General features: G+C 35.8%; 20 protein-coding genes. 14 read left to right on the top strand and 6 right to left on the bottom strand.

Annotated features, from left to right (window positions below; genetic code table 11):
- Window positions 1-136: 136 nt before the first annotated feature.
- Window positions 137-1,678 carry a YifB family Mg chelatase-like AAA ATPase gene (locus K5X82_10015; GenBank protein QZT35656.1) on the top strand — a complete coding sequence of 514 codons (1,542 nt, stop codon included), beginning with the start codon at window positions 137-139 and terminating at the stop codon, window positions 1,676-1,678.
- Window positions 1,679-1,723: 45 nt separating this feature from the next.
- On the opposite strand, the gene K5X82_10020 is transcribed toward K5X82_10015, so the two are convergent.
- Entirely contained in the window at window positions 1,724-2,395 is a 672-nt protein-coding gene (locus K5X82_10020; protein ID QZT35657.1) for an RloB family protein, read from the bottom strand.
- A 2-nt stretch (window positions 2,396-2,397) separates the two neighbouring features.
- A complete protein-coding gene (locus K5X82_10025; GenBank protein QZT35658.1) occupies window positions 2,398-3,732 on the bottom strand; it encodes an ATP-binding protein in 1,335 nt (444 codons plus the stop codon).
- Window positions 3,733-3,982: 250 nt separating this feature from the next.
- Between K5X82_10025 and K5X82_10030 the strand changes: the two genes are divergently transcribed.
- The 4 genes from K5X82_10030 (at window position 3,983) to K5X82_10045 (ending at window position 5,895) form a co-directional block, all read left to right on the top strand.
- Complete coding sequence (locus tag K5X82_10030; protein ID QZT35659.1) at window positions 3,983-4,234, top strand: hypothetical protein; 252 nt, start codon at window positions 3,983-3,985, stop codon at window positions 4,232-4,234.
- 46 nt (window positions 4,235-4,280) lie between these two features.
- Complete coding sequence (locus tag K5X82_10035) at window positions 4,281-4,682, top strand: hypothetical protein (protein QZT35660.1); 402 nt, start codon at window positions 4,281-4,283, stop codon at window positions 4,680-4,682.
- Between the two features lie 181 nt (window positions 4,683-4,863).
- The gene (locus K5X82_10040) at window positions 4,864-5,031 is read left to right on the top strand and encodes a hypothetical protein (GenBank protein ID QZT35661.1); all 168 of its coding nucleotides are present in this window, start codon (window positions 4,864-4,866) and stop codon (window positions 5,029-5,031) included.
- Between the two features lie 366 nt (window positions 5,032-5,397).
- Window positions 5,398-5,895, top strand: a complete 498-nt coding sequence (locus tag K5X82_10045; protein QZT35662.1) for a VOC family protein — start codon at window positions 5,398-5,400, stop codon at window positions 5,893-5,895.
- A 739-nt stretch (window positions 5,896-6,634) separates the two neighbouring features.
- Here the strand turns inward: K5X82_10045 and K5X82_10050 are convergent.
- The gene (locus tag K5X82_10050) at window positions 6,635-6,778 is read right to left on the bottom strand and encodes a hypothetical protein (GenBank protein ID QZT35663.1); all 144 of its coding nucleotides are present in this window, start codon (window positions 6,776-6,778) and stop codon (window positions 6,635-6,637) included.
- A gap of 40 nt (window positions 6,779-6,818) precedes the next feature.
- On the opposite strand from K5X82_10050, the gene rsgA reads away from it, so the two are divergent.
- Window positions 6,819-7,880 (top strand): ribosome small subunit-dependent GTPase A, encoded by a 1,062-nt coding sequence (gene rsgA, locus K5X82_10055; protein ID QZT35664.1) that lies wholly within the window; start codon window positions 6,819-6,821, stop codon window positions 7,878-7,880.
- Between the two features lie 104 nt (window positions 7,881-7,984).
- Here the strand turns inward: rsgA and K5X82_10060 are convergent, their stop codons facing one another.
- Complete coding sequence (locus K5X82_10060) at window positions 7,985-9,013, bottom strand: TlpA family protein disulfide reductase (protein ID QZT35665.1); 1,029 nt, start codon at window positions 9,011-9,013, stop codon at window positions 7,985-7,987.
- A gap of 683 nt (window positions 9,014-9,696) precedes the next feature.
- Between K5X82_10060 and K5X82_10065 the strand changes: the two genes are divergently transcribed.
- On the top strand, window positions 9,697-10,452 hold the full coding sequence (locus K5X82_10065) for a hypothetical protein (GenBank protein ID QZT35666.1): 756 nt from the start codon (window positions 9,697-9,699) through the stop codon (window positions 10,450-10,452).
- 70 nt (window positions 10,453-10,522) lie between these two features.
- Here K5X82_10065 and K5X82_10070 read toward each other — a convergent pair whose 3' ends face one another.
- Together K5X82_10070 and K5X82_10075 are read right to left on the bottom strand one after the other, a co-directional pair.
- The gene (locus tag K5X82_10070) at window positions 10,523-11,551 is read right to left on the bottom strand and encodes a TlpA family protein disulfide reductase (protein QZT35667.1); all 1,029 of its coding nucleotides are present in this window, start codon (window positions 11,549-11,551) and stop codon (window positions 10,523-10,525) included.
- A 73-nt stretch (window positions 11,552-11,624) separates the two neighbouring features.
- Window positions 11,625-12,659, bottom strand: a complete 1,035-nt coding sequence (locus K5X82_10075; protein ID QZT35668.1) for a TlpA family protein disulfide reductase — start codon at window positions 12,657-12,659, stop codon at window positions 11,625-11,627.
- Window positions 12,660-12,841: 182 nt separating this feature from the next.
- Here K5X82_10075 and K5X82_10080 point away from each other — a divergent pair, with 182 nt between their 5' ends.
- The 7 genes from K5X82_10080 to K5X82_10110 all read left to right on the top strand — a co-directional run bounded on the left by K5X82_10080 (window position 12,842) and on the right by K5X82_10110 (window position 18,429).
- Window positions 12,842-13,348: a sigma-70 family RNA polymerase sigma factor gene (locus K5X82_10080; protein ID QZT35669.1), complete on the top strand. Its 507-nt coding sequence runs from the start codon at window positions 12,842-12,844 to the stop codon at window positions 13,346-13,348.
- Complete coding sequence (locus K5X82_10085) at window positions 13,345-13,893, top strand: hypothetical protein (GenBank protein QZT35670.1); 549 nt, start codon at window positions 13,345-13,347, stop codon at window positions 13,891-13,893. The genes K5X82_10080 and K5X82_10085 overlap by 4 nt, the downstream gene beginning before the upstream one ends.
- 513 nt (window positions 13,894-14,406) lie before the next feature.
- On the top strand, window positions 14,407-14,823 hold the full coding sequence (locus tag K5X82_10090; protein ID QZT35671.1) for a hypothetical protein: 417 nt from the start codon (window positions 14,407-14,409) through the stop codon (window positions 14,821-14,823).
- A gap of 93 nt (window positions 14,824-14,916) precedes the next feature.
- Window positions 14,917-15,402, top strand: coding sequence for a hypothetical protein (locus tag K5X82_10095; GenBank protein QZT35672.1), 486 nt, complete (start codon window positions 14,917-14,919; stop codon window positions 15,400-15,402).
- A gap of 191 nt (window positions 15,403-15,593) precedes the next feature.
- A complete protein-coding gene (locus K5X82_10100) occupies window positions 15,594-16,412 on the top strand; it encodes a hypothetical protein (protein ID QZT35673.1) in 819 nt (272 codons plus the stop codon).
- A 112-nt stretch (window positions 16,413-16,524) separates the two neighbouring features.
- Window positions 16,525-17,724 (top strand): hypothetical protein, encoded by a 1,200-nt coding sequence (locus tag K5X82_10105; protein QZT35674.1) that lies wholly within the window; start codon window positions 16,525-16,527, stop codon window positions 17,722-17,724.
- Between the two features lie 3 nt (window positions 17,725-17,727).
- On the top strand, window positions 17,728-18,429 hold the full coding sequence (locus K5X82_10110) for a hypothetical protein (protein ID QZT35675.1): 702 nt from the start codon (window positions 17,728-17,730) through the stop codon (window positions 18,427-18,429).
- Window positions 18,430-18,905 lie beyond the last annotated feature (476 nt).

The following is an 18,905-nucleotide window of genomic DNA, read 5'->3' on the forward strand; positions in this document are numbered from 1 at the left end:
CTCCATTAATGACCTAAGCCAATAAAAGAAATACAAAATTAGTAAATGGAAACATGAGATACATCAATTCCCACACTTCATTTTGAACTAACCCCATCCCCATTTGTTCTATCTGTGAAATAGAAAACCATAGACGATGTTAGTAAAGACCTACGGAAGTACCTTGCAGGGGATAGATGCCATCACCATTACCATTGAAGTAGAAGTGTCATCCAGTGGCATTCGATTTCATATGGTTGGACTACCCGATAATGCTGTCAAGGAGAGCCAACAACGTATTGAGGCGGCACTTCGATACCATGGGCTAAAGATTCCGGGGAAGAAGATCGTCATCAATATGGCACCTGCGGACCTACGTAAGGAAGGAGCATCATACGACCTACCAATCGCTATTGGCATTTTAGCTGCCTCAGAGCAGATATTAGCTCCTTCGCTAGACAAATACATCATCATGGGAGAACTCTCCTTAGATGGCTCTATTAAGCCCATAAAAGGAGTCCTACCGATTGCTATTCAAGCTCGTAAAGAAGGGTTCGATGGATTCATTCTACCTCTAGAGAATGCCCACGAAGCAGCAGTCGTCGATAAACTCAATATCTACGGAGTAAAAAACCTTAAAGAGGTGATCGACCTACTCTCTGGAAAGAGTGTGATGGAGCCCACTGTGATAGACACACGAGCCGAATTTGAACAGAAGCAACACCTTTTCGACAATGACTTCTCCGACGTCAAAGGACAAGAGAGTGTCAAACGTGCCATGGAGATCGCAGCCGCAGGAGGTCACAATATTATTCTTATCGGTGCTCCTGGTGCAGGAAAGACCATGCTAGCCAAACGTATCAGCACCATCCTGCCACCTTTCACTCTTCATGAAGCGCTCGAAGCCACTAAGATTCACTCCGTAGCTGGATCGTTAGACAAAGAGACCTCTCTGATGACCCAACGCCCTTTCCGTTCTCCACACCACACCATCTCCGATGTGGCATTGGTCGGTGGAGGTGCCTACCCTCAACCTGGTGAAATATCTCTATCCCATAATGGCGTTCTCTTCTTAGACGAGTTACCTGAGTTCAAAAGAACCGTATTAGAGGTGATGCGACAACCGATGGAAGATCGAAATATCACCATCTCACGAGCCAAGATGACCATAACCTACCCATCCAACTTTATGCTTATCGCCTCCATGAACCCATGTCCATGTGGCTACTATAACCACCCAACCAAAATGTGTAACTGCAACCCAGGATCGGTACAGAAATACCTCAACAAAATATCTGGCCCCCTACTCGACCGTATCGATATACACTTAGAAGTGGTGCCAGTACCTTTCGAAAAACTTGCAGAGATGAAAGAGGGCGAAAAGAGTAAAGATATCAGAGAGAGAGTTATTGCAGCTAGAGCCATACAAACCGAACGCTTCAAAGAACTCCCACATGTACACTCTAATGCGCAGATGACCTCGCGAATGCTACGTGAGTTCTGCCTTCTAGATGCCCAAGGAGGTAAAATACTCAAAGAAGCCATGAACCGCCTCTCCCTTTCTGCCCGAGCCTACGACCGTATCCTTCGTGTCGGAAGAACTATCGCCGACCTAGACCAAAGCAAAAAAATATCCGCCACACACATCGCCGAAGCCGTCACCTACCGTAGCCTCGACCGCGACTCATGGGGCCGATAAAAGATGAAAATTATAAATAACATACCACATCCAAGTGTTTGGATTCTATTGCAATATTTTGTCCACAAGAATCCAAACACTTGTCCCCAGCTTATCTACTAATTCATCATTATCTGAAGGCATTGCTTTACCTCTTACAATGGCATCGTTTATGCCTGATTGAAATTTATCAAACTTAAAATTACTTTTTCTATAACCACCTAATAGATCAGCCAAGGCTTTCTCTAAAAACCTCTTCTGCTTATTCACCTTTCTATTCTCATAGAGATCATCTTCATCATAAGCATCTTTATCTGTCAAGTGGAGTAGCAACCATAATTCAAAGGTTGGATTAGATATTGCCAAGCCATAACCTCTCTCCTCACATTGGCGAATTATCTCTTTCAATTGTGATTCAGAAACATTCCCTTTATCTCTATCCACAACCATCCACAACTCGTATGGTGCTACCCCATGTTCTTGCCAATAGGTAGACCGCTCCTCGAGAAGTTCGTAGACATATTTTGGATGACTTTTAGTGTCTGTTTCATCCTCTTTCTCTAATCGTTCAATCTTAACTAAACCTGTCCTTCCAGAATCTTTTAATCCATCAAAATAATCCTCTTCCGTCTTTCCTTCCCCTACAATTGATATGATATATATATTCTTAGGCTCTACGGTTTCTGATCTTTGCTTCCTCTCTCCAAAAGAAGTTTGAACACGTAGCCTAGTTCTCATATTTAAATATTTAGGTTCTTAAAACTCTTGAAGATAGGGATAGCTCCATATCTCCCTAAAAGGTAATCTTTGTTTATCTTTTTATCATTTCTCACCTTAAATTCATCTAAAGAAAACAATCTAGATTGGTTACTGTTTTTTTCCACAAACCATATCTCATCTCTTCTAAGTAAATCAAGATCGAGTAGTAAAGATTCGTGTGTGGTAACCACCAACTGACTTTGATTGTTTTTACTAATATCCAAAAACAGTTCGATGATAGCATAAGTTAACTTGGAATGAAGGCTCCTGTCTATCTCATCAATTAGAAATACTGAATCAGAACTAGCCAACGATTTTAAGGCGGGAATAAAGTCGAACAGACGCTGTGTTCCGTCCGATTCATCAATCATATCAAACACCACGGCCTTTCCTTGATCTGAAAGGTGCTCTAAACCGAGCTTTTTAACTTTGTATTTATTTTGATCCCCACGCTCTAAGGCATAGGAGATTTCATTGAACTCAAATATGATAATTTCATTCTCAACAATCTTACTCGACAGTTCATCCTTCATTTTTTTCGGAAGCTCAAAACTATCTAGATCCATCTCTTCAGAAGTAACCCCATGTATCCCTGTTTGAAAAATAGACAAGAATGAATTAAACGATTGCGCCATCTCATTATCATCTCCAATAAAACTTAAACCTTTAAATTTCGACTGTGGGAATAGTACGGTAAGCTTGTGATCAAACCACTTATACACGCTTTGGAAATATTTGGCTTCGGAAAGCCCCTCTAAACTCTTTCTATTTATCTCATTTAAAAACAGCGTACTGTCCGACTTCGCAAAATCTTCTCTATAAACATCAAACCGAATCTTTGCTTTCCCTTTTAATGAAATCCCAAACTCAATATGATGCGTCCCTTGATCATCACGAAAACGTTCAAATATCTTCTTTTCTCCTTTGGCACTAATTTCAAGCAACCACTCTTCTATAATAAGATTATCTTTAAGAATCGCTGCAAACCCGTAGTTATAGCACTTCCCCTCCACCATTATCTCGTATTGGAAAGTAGAAGGTAATAACTCATTTCCATCCTTTAATCGATAATGACAATTAATGGGATCCACCTTATCTATACCTGAAAGAATTACCCTTTGTGAGAAATCAATAGCTTTAATAAAATTAGACTTACCAGAAGCATTGGCGCCATAAAGAATCCCTGTCTTGAGAATTGACAGACTATTCCCTTTATAAAGATGGGATGGTTTACGTCGCTCCTGATTTGCAATCATAGAGAACTCAGACACCTCATTAAACGACAGAAAATTCGAAGTATTAAATCGTATTAGCATATCTTACAGTTATATTACCACATAAAGTAACGAAAAAATCTCATATACTATCATATCCTATAACAACCTTTTAAGAAATATGTTGCAATTAAACACTCCTCTTAACTACCAATTCACATCCCCTTATGTTTCATCGCAAAGAGAAAGAAAATTAAAGCAACAAGCTTCCTATATTATTATCTAAAAGCATATTTTTGTCTTTGTTATTTATACAATAAAACTAACACTACAGAATCATCAAAGATCAATTATGAACGAAAATAAAAACAGGTACAGATACAACTGGAGTCTAATAATCATCATATCAATACTTCTCATTCTCGCTCTAGGATCTTATTGGTGTCAATTCTATAATTATCCAATATCAAAAGATCCAACAGATTGGGCTAACTTTGGAGGCTATCTTGGCGGAACAACTAGTTTTATTACTGTACTTGTTGCTCTTTGTATTAATTATCAAACAATCAAACTAACGAAAAAAAATTCAATCCGAGAATATTAAATTTAATAAAGAACAAGCAAAAGAGCAGTTTGAGTTTAATAAAAAATTGAATCAACCTTTAGCATACATTCATCTTATTAGTTCCCAAACGAATATTAAAATAACGATTCAAAATTTAGGAATTGGGCCTTTAATTGTAAAAAACACTACGATAGAAACTAAAGATGGTGTCTGTTATTCAGATTTTAAGAAACTCTTACTAGATAGCAACTTTACATTCAAAAGTCTCAAAGAAATTGATGAAGTTTATACTGCTAAAGAGTACATCCTTGGACCGAATAAAGAAAGAACCTTATTATCATACACTCGTAAGAATAATGAGGATAAAGATTTTGAAAAGCTTAAAAAGATATTAGGCAACTATGGTATCCATATTGATTATGAAGATATCTTCAAACAGAACTACCCTTTCGATGATAAACCATTAGATCTGTTCAGTAGGTCTTGAGACTAATATCTGATTCTCCTTTAGACTATAAATCACACTTTGTATAGATGAAATAGTTGCGACTCCATTAAAATAAACAATAAACCCATGCATATTTAAATACACATTATATACTAAAAAAGGGTCGAGTACACATCAGGCTGACTTGGTTGCTTATCTATATACAAAAGAGGACAGACAAATGACCATGACCACCTATGCAGATAAACATCAAATTGTTAGACAAACTGCTCGACGTGATCTTAACGAGCTTATAACTATTGGTCTTATTGAAGAGAAAAAGAGTGGACGTGAAATCTTCTTTACATTGAAATCACATAAAGCAGTCGAGAAGTATATCGAAAGCTAATTTGTCTCTCTTAAATAAAATCATTTTTGAAGAACTCGAAGTGTCTTATCAAATAAATTATGAAAACAGTTTACACAATCCTAAAGCCAAAACTCTTGACTACAAATAGCTAGTGCCTTCAGTGCACATGTTTCATTATCATCCATCTTAAAAATCTATACATCAATACATTTCGATTCGATTCTATTTTTACAGATAACGATAAAGAAGGCGAATAACCATTGATAGACAAAACAGTGATACCCGTTGTAAGCTCTCTCTTTCAACGTTTTTGTTATATAGATTAGAATCACTACATTACAGGTTCTTTACATAAAAAAAGAACCTTATAGAGGGTTACGTCACTTATTCACGAAAAAACAGACAATGAATAAAATGAGAAAGATTGCTTACACCATGATGATGATTGCTATCGTATTAAGCATTTATAGCTGTTCTTCTACCACAAAAAAAGAAGAACCATCTCCTAGATTTAGAGTTGGTCTCACTACGATATTTACGGATGACATTGATGGTATGAAATCTCTATTCCATGATAAAATGGGAATTCCTATCACAAGTGAACTAGCCGATTTTATTGAATTTAAGACTGGGCAAAGTAGGTTCTCTATTGGATCGAGAGAAGCCATGTTTAAAACACTCAAAGATAGCACCTATATAATACAAAGAAGTGGAGCATCGGTAGGCATTGGATTCATGTTTGACACCAAAGAAGAGGTAGACTCTCTATTTCGATCAATGAAAGCACAAGGGGTTTTCTTTAACCAAGCTCCCAAAATGATGCCTTGGAATGAATACACGGCCTTTTTTAAAGATCCAGAAGGAAATATACATGAGTTAATCTATACACCTCCTCAGGATTAACAAAAAACAACTTAATAGCCCTTCTCCATAAAGATAGATTATATCATGAGTAGGGCTATATCTCTATATTCACGCCTTTTTATACCAATTAGGAGAGCTCATCTTACTTCCTCAACAGAGTTAATTTTACACCGTCTACAAGGTCTCTTACACCACCACCGTCTCCCCCTAGAATTAGATATTCAACCTAGCCAAACAGGGGAATACCCTATACTTTCTCCCAACTTAATCCGTCCACAATCCGTCGTTAATATATCCTTAATCCGTCCTTTGTCCATGGTTCAGCCATGGTTCCTCCATGGTTTGTCCATCGATTTCGGGGTTTTGGATGGATGAACCATGGATCAATGATGGCTGAATCATGGACAAAGGACGGATTAAGGACGGATTAAGGATATATTAACGACGGATTAAGTTGGGAGAAGGTATAGGGTGTTCCATAGGTTAGTATTAGATTGCTTCAGTTTTTAAACAGACCTAGACTGTGTTTCTTTTACCTTCGCACGCCATGGTCCTCTCTCTGATAAATTTTATACCGTCAGTTTTTTTTATACTTCCCTCTTATTTTTAACGAGTGTATGGGCAATGGATTAGGCATAATTGCAGTTGGTTGTTTACTCTTTGTTGAAAAAACATTATCTTTGTTGCTTTATGACAACTACTTTATTCCATATCGCCTCACGCGTTGGGATGTCCGTTTAAGGGACAGGATCCTACACATGCGTAATACTTCTACTCTCTAAGTGATCGTAACGATCTTCTCAGAGTATAGTGTAGCACCTGTCATTTTCCATTTTTTTACTTGTTCATAATACGTCAATCCATCAGGGTAGTTGGCATCATTCGTTTTATGGCTTATTAGTAATATAGTTTTATTCCTCATGCGGAGCATAAGAGATAAAGGCTCTGTGGAATAGTATTTTATGATTTGGAAAGAATATATCATGACCATAAACAATAGATCATATAAAAACGGTTTTCTTGGTTTCCCTTCAACATTAACAGACGAGTATAACTCACGTCAAGCTCAAGGGTTTGATATTGGGCGAGTTATCGAAGAGCATAAACAACGATATATAGTAGAGACTGAAACAGGAGTTGTTGAAGCAGAGGTGATTGGCAACCTACTTTATACAGCGCTATCGAGAGAGGATTTTCCTGCCGTAGGTGACTGGGTTGTTTTGATGCCTTACGATGAGGATAAAGCGATTATTCATGAGGTACTACCTCGATTCAATACCCTTTCGAGAAGAGATCATTTGGTTGCAACAAATATTGATGGGGCTTGTATTGTGACTACCCCCAATAGGGACTTTAGTATGGCACGATTGGAGCGATATGTATCGCTATGCCATCAATCAAATATCACTCCATTTATTGTGGTGAATAAGATTGATCTAGTATCTAGTGAAGATATTAACACCATACGTGAAGATATTGGTTCTTTGGCCACTAGCTTGTTTATAAGTTGTGTGGATAACATTTCAACAGAGGAACTAAAAGCCTGTTTTCAACCAACAAAAACCTATATCATGTTAGGTTCATCTGGGGTTGGAAAGACATCAATCATTAATCATATTTTAGGGACACCACTGTTGGCGACCCAAGAGATCAGTGAGAAGGTACAACGTGGAAAGCATCAAACAACCTCTCGTCATCTATTAGAGTTACCCAATGGTAGTTATTTGATAGATAACCCAGGTGTAAGAGAGGTGGGAATAGCTGATCACAAAGAGGGAATCGAGCAGACCTTTGATCAGATAGAAGCTTTATCGTCACAATGCTATTATGGCGACTGTAGCCATCAACATGAAAGAGGATGTGCTGTGACACAAGCAGTTTCTGACGGGACTCTATCCGAAGGTAGCTATCAACACTACTTAAAGTTAATTAAAGAGGCGTCGCACTATGAGGCAACATCTTTAGAGCGAAAGCAAAAAGGGAAGCAGTTGAGTAAGCTGATTCGAAAGGTGAAGAACCGATAGGTTCAGAGAGTTATTGACATTAAAAGGGGGCCAATAAGCCCCCTTTTTAATAACAACACTTTATACAGAAATAGTTTTAGTCACGTCCAAATGGCTAAATCATTCTACAAAAGTGAGTCAAAAAGTTTTACCAATTCAGGATCTGATGGTCTTGGAGCATCAGCAGTTACGATATTACCTTTAGGGTCGACAAGTAGGAAAGTAGGATAACCTCTTACACCAAATGCCTTAGTAAAGCTCTTGTCCATATTGGCAAAAAGCTGAACCCCACCTAATTTCTTGTCTTTGATCATATCGACCCATTTCTGATGATCTTTTTTCGAGTCATAAGAGATACTAACAAATTCGATGTTTTTTCCATGATATTTTTTCTCGATCGTCTTTAGGTATGGAATCTCTTGTTTACAATATATACACCATGTTGCCCATATATCGATGTAAACATACTTTCCTTTCAGGTCGCCTAAAGAGGTCTTACCACCTTTTAAATTCTCAAAGTCAACGAATTTTGGCGCAGGTTTTCCTTTCGACAAATCTCCTTCTGTTAAGCGATATTCTCTTACCTTATTAACTACAGGACCAGTAATATTCACACGAGCGAAGTTCTTTGTTACTTTACTGATAGAGCTAATATAGATTGAATCTTGGCTTATCTCCTTGGCTCTTTCGGAGAAGTTCTCCGTGTATTCTTTCTTTGATGTTTCAGCGATATCAATAGTTTTAACATCCTTCAATTTATCTTTATAGGACAATGCATCAACATATGCATTTTTAAGAAGATCATTCTCTTTGGTTAAGTCATTTGAGAATGTCATTGTACTAAAATCATCTTTAGTGAACTTAACATCGACCTCTTTGTCGTTCTTTAAGTAGACAAAAGTAAAGTCTTTCTCTCCTATGATTGCAAGTAATCCTCCATTGTCTTTATTAAACCTAATGGTATCCATGAATATGCCACGCTCATTTCTTGTGATTATCTGAGACTTACTCCCCAATACTTGCACACGTAATGAGTCACTTGGATAACTATCGGCATGTACTGTTAGTAGTGCATAATCTCGTGGTGGAGTGTTAGCACAGGATGCTAGAATAATTATTAAAATTAAAAAACTTAAATTCTTAAGTGTCTTCATAACATTGCTATTTAGTGGCAGCCTTATCCTATTGAATCAAAGTCTGCAATTAATATCATATATTGAATTACGGGGGAAGGGTAGTCGATATGGAGATTGTTTTCAAGAAAAGACATTCGGTATAACCTATTGCCAACAAATATGCAAAATCATTAATTATAACAGCACAAAGTAGCAATTTGAAAGCATATCATCCATATAAATACTGATGTAGAAACAAATGAATAAAATATTTGTTGCAAACACCACATAAATAATCTTTATTTTGATCATTTAACAAGAGTAAACATCACCTAAAATCCTATTGTATGAAATCGAATTCATTGGGATCATTACTCTGTATCGGGTATTAGGGTATAGGATTTTGAAAAGTGACAGATTTACATTGCTACATGTAAAAGGTTAAAATCCTTGGATAGTACATTTAGTGCATTGCTCTCACATACATATATTGACAGTTTTAAGCAGATTCTCTACCTCCTGACGATATTTAAAGATTCTATATTCTTTATACATGAAGTATCATTCCATCAAAACAGCTATCTATTTACAATACAATTATCTGTTAATTAAACAGAACTAAATCGTACTCTAATATGTTCTGATTCTTAGGTAGGCATTGATGTCCATGCAATAATGGGCAAGGCATATAAATATATGAAACAATAAATGACTTTGCAGAGATGAAAAAGAAAAACAATAGGTTTTTATGGTTAGCCATCGTAATCTTAATATTCTTGGGATTGGATAAATTTAGGGGTACTCCAGATAGTGAAGTTCCCTATCCAGATATCAATAACCAACAACGCGGAAAAGCAGCTGTGTTTAAAGGGAGACCAATACCATATCATGAAATATTCTTGGCTTGGAGAAATTGGACTGACCTCCATCTTATTATTTACAATGATCTAAATAGTTTGATATCTGCCGATGATTGGGCTGATCTTAAAAGCAATGTCGATAAGATAAAGAAGGAGAGTGGGGCGGATTATGTTGTATTTAATGGCCCTAGATTTTGGGTTCTTGATGAAATTGGGGCAGGTAAATCAGTGCCTATAGGAGATATCATGGGTCATAAGATGCTTATTCCTGCATTTTTTACCATGAGTATGAAAGCGATGAAAGATAGAAAACCTTATCATGAAATAAAGATGAATCGTTTGACCAAATACACCTATTATGCAAATGATTATATATACAAATTAATTTCTCCAAACGGAACTCAATATGTAATGCAGGCGGCTTCGAAGGAGATACTAAAGGATCTTAGTCTTGAAGATCTAAAAGGGTTAGGTGATCGCATGAAGGAGTTGCCTGAGGGTTGGAAGTATGAGGTAGAATGGATAGAGGAGGAGTTTGTAAATATCTCAACTGGGCATACAATTATAGTGCAAGATGAATTTCGTAATACCTATCAGATTGCACCTGATCTTAAATAAGATAGGCAACCAGATAAACAGAGAGGTAAACAAAATATCTTTCCTCTCTGTTTAGTCATCTAATGTGCGGTTATAGTAGTGGATCCAATAGTTCTATTAATTTAGGATTAGTAGGTTTTGGGGCATTTGCTGTTACAATATTTCCTTGTGGATCAATGAGTATGAATGTTGGGAAAGAATTTGTTGCATATGCCTTCATTAATTCATCATCACCATTGGCAAAAAGATGTACTCCTGAGAGCTTCTCCTTTTTTACTCTTTTCATCCAACGATCATGATGCCTCTTTTGTGCAAGATCGATGTTCACATAAGTAATATTCTTATCTTTATAACGCTTCTCTATCTCTTTAAGTGGGGCTACTTGTTTCCTACAAGCCCCACAATTAGATGATGAGATCTCTACTAATAGATATTTACCTTTTAAGTCTTCCATCGATATTTTACCACCACTATAATTTTCATAATTGACAAATTTTGGGGCAGGCTTACCCTTCGACAGATCTCCAACAGTCAATCGTTGATGGCGGATTCTATCTTGAACAGGGAATAGTATGGTTATTGCAGCATTATTGCCTACTGTCATCTTTACAACTCTTTTATAGATCGGATCTTTGGATATTAAAGTTCCTTTGCTTTCGTACTCTTTTACAAATTTGTCGACTTCCTCTTTCGCTTCTTCGATGGTCTCTATCATTTCCACCTTGTCCTTATACTGATTAAGCTCTTTGTCCACTTCAGTAAATAGGTTGTTCTCCTTCGCAAGATCTTTATCAAATGTGGCTAGCGATAGGTTGTCTCCTGTTACATTCATCACCACACTCTTATTCTTTTCGATATATACGAATCTTATAGTCTTATTTGCAAACAAGAGAACTTGATCACTATTCTGTTTCTTAAAATGTATTGTATCACAGAATTCTCCATTAGAATCTCTCTTTAATACCTTCACCTTTCTTCCTATTCGTGCACGAATCTCTTTTAACGAAGAATCTTCTGTTTTAATGGTTAGTAGCGCACAATCCTTCGGTGGTGTTTTGTCGCAAGAAGCCAACATAAGGATGGCAAATAGTAAGGTAATTTGTTGTAATGTTTTCATCATCGTTTGAAATTTAGTATTAGTTTATATGATTTTAAGTTTGTTTTAGTTGTCAAAAAGGGGCTATCATTTCATCTTATAGCAGAGCGTCTAACAATTTGACCAATTTAGGATTAGAGGGGCGAGGGGGATTTGCATTCACAATATTCCCTTGGGGGTCGATAAGAACAAATGAAGGCACTCCCATTTTCTCATATGCATGCATTAGATAACGATCACCATTTGCGAATAACTGTATCACAGGGAAGTCTTTTTTGGACATCACCTCTTTCCACCAATCATGGTCCTCTTTTCTATTGTAATTGATATTTACAAAGGCGATGTTTTGATGTTGGTATTTCCTTACTATACTCTTTAAGTAAGGTAATTCTTTTCGGCAGGGGCCACAGTTGATCGTTGAAAATTCGAGGTACACATACTTTCCTTTTAAATCATCTAGAGAAGTGGTTCCTCCATGAAGATTTTCATAATCGATAAACTTTGGTGCAGGCTTACCTTCCGATAGATCCCACTTTTTGGTTAGTCTCAAATGCTCCTTTTTTTTAAATGGATATATGATTGCATTCCTGGCCGCATTTGTTACCTCTCTTTTTACCAATAGTTTGTAGACTGGATCTTTTGATTTTTTCTTGGCTTTGACTACGTATTTATCGACAAACTCATCCAAGACTTGTTGTGCTTGTTGTAGGTTCTGGATCTTATCAAAATCATCTTTTAATGTGCGCAATTCAATACGAGCATCAATAAGGAATTGATTCTCTTTTTGGAGATCTTTGGTGAAAATAGCATCAATGAATTTACTTCCATTTATCTCCATTACCATGTCCGAACCATGTCTTGTATATAAAAATATCACTCCGGGTTTACCTTTAAGGAGTATCCCCCCTACGTCTAGATTGGAAAAACGAATCGTGTCGGTAAAAACGTCATCTTTAGTTTTCGTCAACAATTTAAAATCCTTACGCCCATAGCGTATTTGGAGTTGTGTTAATGTAGAATCAGTGCTTTTTATTGTCAACAAAGCATAGTCTCTTTGAGACGGTTTGCTACATGAACTCAAGAGTAAAACGACAGAGATATAGGTATACCCAAGTAAGGTTTTTAGCATCATATGTAGGATATTGATCTTTTAATAGGTTTTTCATAACCAGCTAGTTCTAACAATATAATGAAAATATTACACATAACACCGACTGTTTTGATTAAATAAAAAAACACATATTTTGTAACTTTCAGGAACTTCCACGTCTTATAGGTAAAAGTATGATGTGATAGAATAAAAAAACGACTATAGTGAATCAGAAAAAGAAAGAGTCGCTCTTCTATGAAATATTAGAATCAAACGACGAGAAAATAAAAAGAATATGTCACTACTATTATCGTGATCCTGAAGGGAGAAAAGACATATATCAAGAGGTTCTAACCAATATATGGAAGAGTTTAGAACACTTTCGTGGAGATGCGGCATTGAGTACATGGGTATATCGGGTGACTGTAAATACGGCGTTGACTCATATACGAAAGATCTCGCAAGAGAAACAACTTTTTCTTCATAAAGAACAGGATAACTTATCTGAATTGATTAACCATAATGAAGACAGTTGGCAATTAGAAGATCATATCGCACAGTTAGAGTGTGAGATTAATCAGCTCTCGATGATTGACAAAATGCTTATCACGTTAATGTTAGAGAAACTATCGATGGAAGAGATCTCTAATATTGTGGGGATTGGTGTGAGTAATGTAAGAGTGAAGATCCATCGCATAAAAGAAACCCTACGTAAAAAAATGATATTATGAGACTATTTAAAAGAAAAAAAGACCTCCCTGAAGATTTCAATTTTGTAGAGGAATTCAAGAAAGAGAATAATAAGATGATCAAAGGCAACTATCTCAGCATGGGGACACTTGTAGTCCTTTTCCTTTTAAATATAGTGATCCAAAGGGATACTATTATCAATAAACTCTTTATGACCCCCATTGTTGAATGGGATACGATAACAACCATTTTCGTTATAATGACACTAAACATCCCTTTTTTATTTATCGAAAGACATAGATACCATAAAAATTTCGATTTCGGACAAACCACTCTCTTATTGATGAAATCCTATTTAAATATGAGGAATCCTCAAACTTTAGGTCAAAAGATAACCCTTGGTATCCATATATCATTAGTCTTAGCATCGGTTGTTTTCAGTATCATGCAAGGCGAATCAAAATTATTACTAATATTTATTTTGTGCGTTCCAACATTTTTCATCGTAATTTATTATGAAAAGAGAAAGAGAAAGCCAATGAGAGATTATGCCAAAAAGATCATTAAAGAGTTGGAAGAAGAGTAGCATGACATACAGGTTAGTCCACCTTAGGGCAAGAAATAAGAATGAGTAGATTAACTTTATTTCTCTTCCTAATACTGACATATATATATATTTCTTGTGCATCATATCAAGATATTAGATACTATAAAAATATAGATTATGGGCAACCCTCTACATTACTTATTAAATCACAACTAAACTGGCGGAAGTCGAAAACTAGAGGTCAAAAGATATGTTACACTCTAACCAGTGTATCTTTCGTGTTATATTTTATTTCTAATATTCAGAAACATGGTTTCTTAATATTATTATTTTGTGTACCTGTTTTAGCGATCTCACTTTTCTTTGATTACAGAAGAAAGAAACCAATGCGTGATTTTGCAAAAAAACTCCTTAACGAGTTAGAAGGGGACTATTCTCTTATTGTTTATTGTAAACTAATCTCAATACCTATAAATATGAATAAACATAATACTTTCACCTTGAATGATCACGATACTTTTATGAGGCTGATAAGATCAAAGGTATCGGATCATGTTTGATTTACTCTTCATCACCTTCTCTTTGTTTTTTGTTGCGAAGTCTTTTGAGGTTGGAGAGGTACTCTATAAGGGAGTTAATCGTGTCAATATTTGGGTTCTATTGGAATGGTCAACTTTCGTTATCATTCTTTTCCCTATTAGAAGATCTTATCTTCAATATAAAAATATTGACTATGGAGTTCCAAAGACCATGATGCTCCGTCAAACATTAAGAAGATACAAAAGTGTACAAGTTGGAGATTATCTTTTAGCAACCTTATTTATTGTCACTATAACTTCAGCTAAAGTCTCTTCCCATAATATGGATATTGCCCTTTTTGTTATACGATTACTGATGTTGCTGTTTATCTTTACAATTATCGTAGCCAATCTAATTTGGAGATATCGTTATCGTAGCATATATCAATGAACCAAATTATTACCTAAAGAACTTCAATAGTCCTTTTTATAATTACATATTTTATTCAACCCGACTGTATCTACATATAAATTTCCTTGAACTATGATAAAAGCAAAATCAATAAGTCACTTACATAAAGATCTATTCTTCCAACAAATTATGGCTAAATATGAATCTGAGATAAATAGCTTTTGTCTATACTATAATCTTGAAGACAATGAAGAGTCTCCTATTTACAAAGAGATCGTTTCTAATATATGGAAAAGTATAGACCATCTAAAAGATGAAGTAACGACTATTTGGGTTTATCGTGTTATTGTGAATAGCTCCTTATCCTATACGTGGAGAGGAAAAGACAGTCTGTCTATTTCAACATCACATTTTAAGCATGAACTACAAAAGAGTGTATACCAACTTCGCTTAGACAGAGAAGAAAATCTAGAGGGCTGTCTTGGTCAACTCTCTATGGTGGATAGGATGCTTATAATCCTTTGTCTAGAAGGGCTAAATACGGAAACAATTGCTCAAGTAATTGGGATTCCTGCAACCAAAGTAAGTTCGAAGGTTAATAATATTATGACAAAATAGTTAATAGACTCAAAGTAAATATGCCGTCAATAAATTATTGACTGTTCACTTTATGGCTACTATTCCCCTCTAGTTAGTATAAGTACTTTTGATTATAGTATCGATTACACCAGTACGACATATTATGGCATAGACGTTTTTTTTCTTGTCCATCGAAACGAAAACAAGTAGAAAAACAAACAGTAAAATCTATGTCTATAAATAATGTAATACGTCGACATCATGCGATTGTAGATATGCTTTGGATAAAACCAGCAAGTTTCAAAGAGATATACTCGAAACTAAACTACCAATCTAAACTTTCAGGAGTTGAGCTAACTACATCTTTGCGAACTTTTGGAAGGGATATTATCGATATTCATGAATTATATGGGATTAAAATCAACTATGACCATATTGAAAAACGATATTATATCCATCAAAATAATATACTGGGCAATGAAGAGAGACTCTTCGATGCTATGCGGCTAAAGAAAGTACTGCACCTTAATGATAACTATGCTAGCCTCATACATCTAGAACATGAGGAGCTCTTCAATACCGTAATTTTTAAAACCATTATACGGTCGCTCATTAAACCTAGTAATTTAAAGGTCACTTCCTCTCAATCAATTACTATTGGTACTCCTGTATCTCTCATCGCTTTTGAAACGGAATGGTATCTTATGGTTCTCACTTCCCACACAGATAGAATAATTTCGATATCTGTTCGTGAAATACATGAGCTTGAAATATTTGCACTTCAAACGGCACATCAAACGGCTGCAAAAGACCGATGGGATAAGTTTGTCAAAGATCTATTGGATGTATTCGATAACCATCATTTTTCCGAACTCTGTTTTACGGAGACTGAAAATGGTCAACAACATAGATATAGTATTGAAAGCAAACATGCAAAAGAGTGGATATCATACCTTCTCACTTATAAACAAACCATCACAATTGATCAACCCTTAGCACTTAAAGAGATATATCATTCGAATTTGATATGTGATAAATGGACACTGTAATTTGATATTAAACATCAATCCAATCACTTATTATCATGGCTTTGGGGTGTATAATAATTCCAATTATTTTTCGTTATTGTAGTGAAACACATATAGACACTAAATGATTATAATGAAACGAGTTACAAAATGGGGAGCCATTTTACTCATGCTTCTTTTATGGGGGTGTATAAGTGAAAAAGATACCATCGACTCACTTACAAAAGTAGATATTACGTCTAGCGAACAAGGGATTGTTCCGTTGCCTGATGATATCTCAAGTAAGATGAGGGATGTTTTTTCGAAATATACTAAGGTAACTGCTCCTAATGGAAGACCTATCCATATCTTTGCTCAATCTGGAGTTAGTAATGCCAAGGTAGTTAGAGCTAGACAGATTTTAGCTATGTATCTTACGGATGTCAAAGGTTCTAAGTATGGCAGCTTCAAATCTCTTATTGCGAACAGTATGGCAGACAGAAATGCTGCTCTTTACTTCTTTAATACAGAAGATGATAAAGAGCAGCATATGAGCTCTTTGACTTTTGCTCCATTTAACGGACAAGACCTGTATGCCTCTGAAGCATTTGTCGAAGGATCACCTGAATATATTCAGAATTCCCCAAGGGATGCCAGTTACGAAGAGATTCTTCATCTCACACAGGATTATGGCATTACTCCTATGCTTCCTCAATATCAAAAAGAGATATATGATAGAGCACACGATGCAGTAAGTAGTAATATTTACATGCCACCAAGTGAACTTCCTAAGGCAGACTATGATCAAGAGTACTTGGCATCTGTATGGGATGTGTATCTCGATGCATGGGCATATCAGGACCCACCTGCTCAGTATGGAGAGTATCTTTATAATACTAGAGAGATGTTGAAAGAGAAAGATCCTATTGGGTATGGACTCGTAGAGGCTTTCTTACCTGCAGTTCTAACTTACAATGCTCATATATATGAACTTTTTGAGGGAACTTTCCATCTTGACTATCGAGAAGATTTCTCTTATACCCATAAATCTAAACACTTGAGAGATGCCACGTTAACAGGAACTCTTAATAGTGGTTTGCAAGGGAATCAATATGACAATAATTTAACTGGTAATATTGCAGACAATACCTTTATTGGGGGAAAAGGAGACGATTATATCGATGGCAATGATGGCACAGATACAGTTGTTTACGAAGGCATGTATAGCGAATATGAGATTACTATTACTGGGACAAAGACAGTAATAAAAGATAAAGTTTCTGATCGAGATCATACCGATACAGTTATCCATATTGAAAAGCTACAATTCAAAGATCGTACTATCTCAATTTAATTTATGAAACAACTAAGCATCATATTGATGGTTGTATTCCTTCTATGTATACAACCAGTAAAAGCACAACGTACAAAGAAAATTAGTTTTTCTTTATCAAATGGAGTTTCTTGGGTTGATAGACAAGCGGGCTCAAATCACTTGAACTCCATAAAGACAGTTCCCACAAAAGCAAGTTATTTTAACCAATTTGCAGTTCAACTCGTTACACAAAAAGCCGGAAGATTAAATCGATCCGTGTGGTCTCTGTCTCATCGATACAATAGCTACTCCACCGAAGTATTAGACCCTTATACCAACTCTAATGGAGATCCAGCATTCCAGATGGCAAGTTCCCACGAAGGCTATAGTGCATTCACAATGGGTTATATGAGACAATTTCAGCTAACAGATATATGTCAAAACAATATCTATCTAGGAGTTGGAGGTGAACTTAACTACTTCTATAGGCAGAAATTTACAATGGATCTTTATCAAGGGAAAACGACTATCGTGAATACTTTTAATGCCATCAACGAGAACTTCGGAATTAACTCTAGTCCAACACTTATTTTAGAGTTAGGTACGGATTTTAAGATTAACGAAAAGTCGACACTGATGACAAGTATTACCTATAGAAAAGATTTTAGTTATTTTATTAAATCATCAATACCTATGTTTAGTGCTATAGGTATTAACTTACAGTTGATTGGACTTCCTTTTTAAAGGTGACTCCTTTTAATATATTCCATCTAAAGCAATATGACCTATAATGAAGATCTTCTTATTATGGGTTGTATCGCTTTACCACAAAAAACAAAAGGTTGTTCTTTGTGGTAAGAACAACCTCTTTCGGAATTTCAATCTGTTTTCTAATAAATAAAATGCCGAGCAGAGAGAATACAGCCGAATTTTACGTTTTATGAGAGAGATAGGCTGTTGTTATCCCTGATAAGCTTGTGGTAACTTGTTATTACAAATATGGGGCAAAATTCATCTTCTTGCAATCCCTATTTATGGGGATTTGTAATTCTACTTTTGCAAAGTCTTTAGAAAAAAAAAGTAGATCAAAGGAATCTCTGATCTACTTCAAGTGTACTAAATTTTGTTCTTGAAAAAAAATAATGGCTTTCTTTTAGATGGTTCTTATTATTTAGAATACTTTTAAGAGTTACGTTTGATTGAGAAATTGTATTTAAATC

This window comes from Prolixibacteraceae bacterium (genome assembly GCA_019856515.1).
Classification (GTDB): Bacteria; Bacteroidota; Bacteroidia; order Bacteroidales; family Prolixibacteraceae; genus Halosquirtibacter; species Halosquirtibacter xylanolyticus.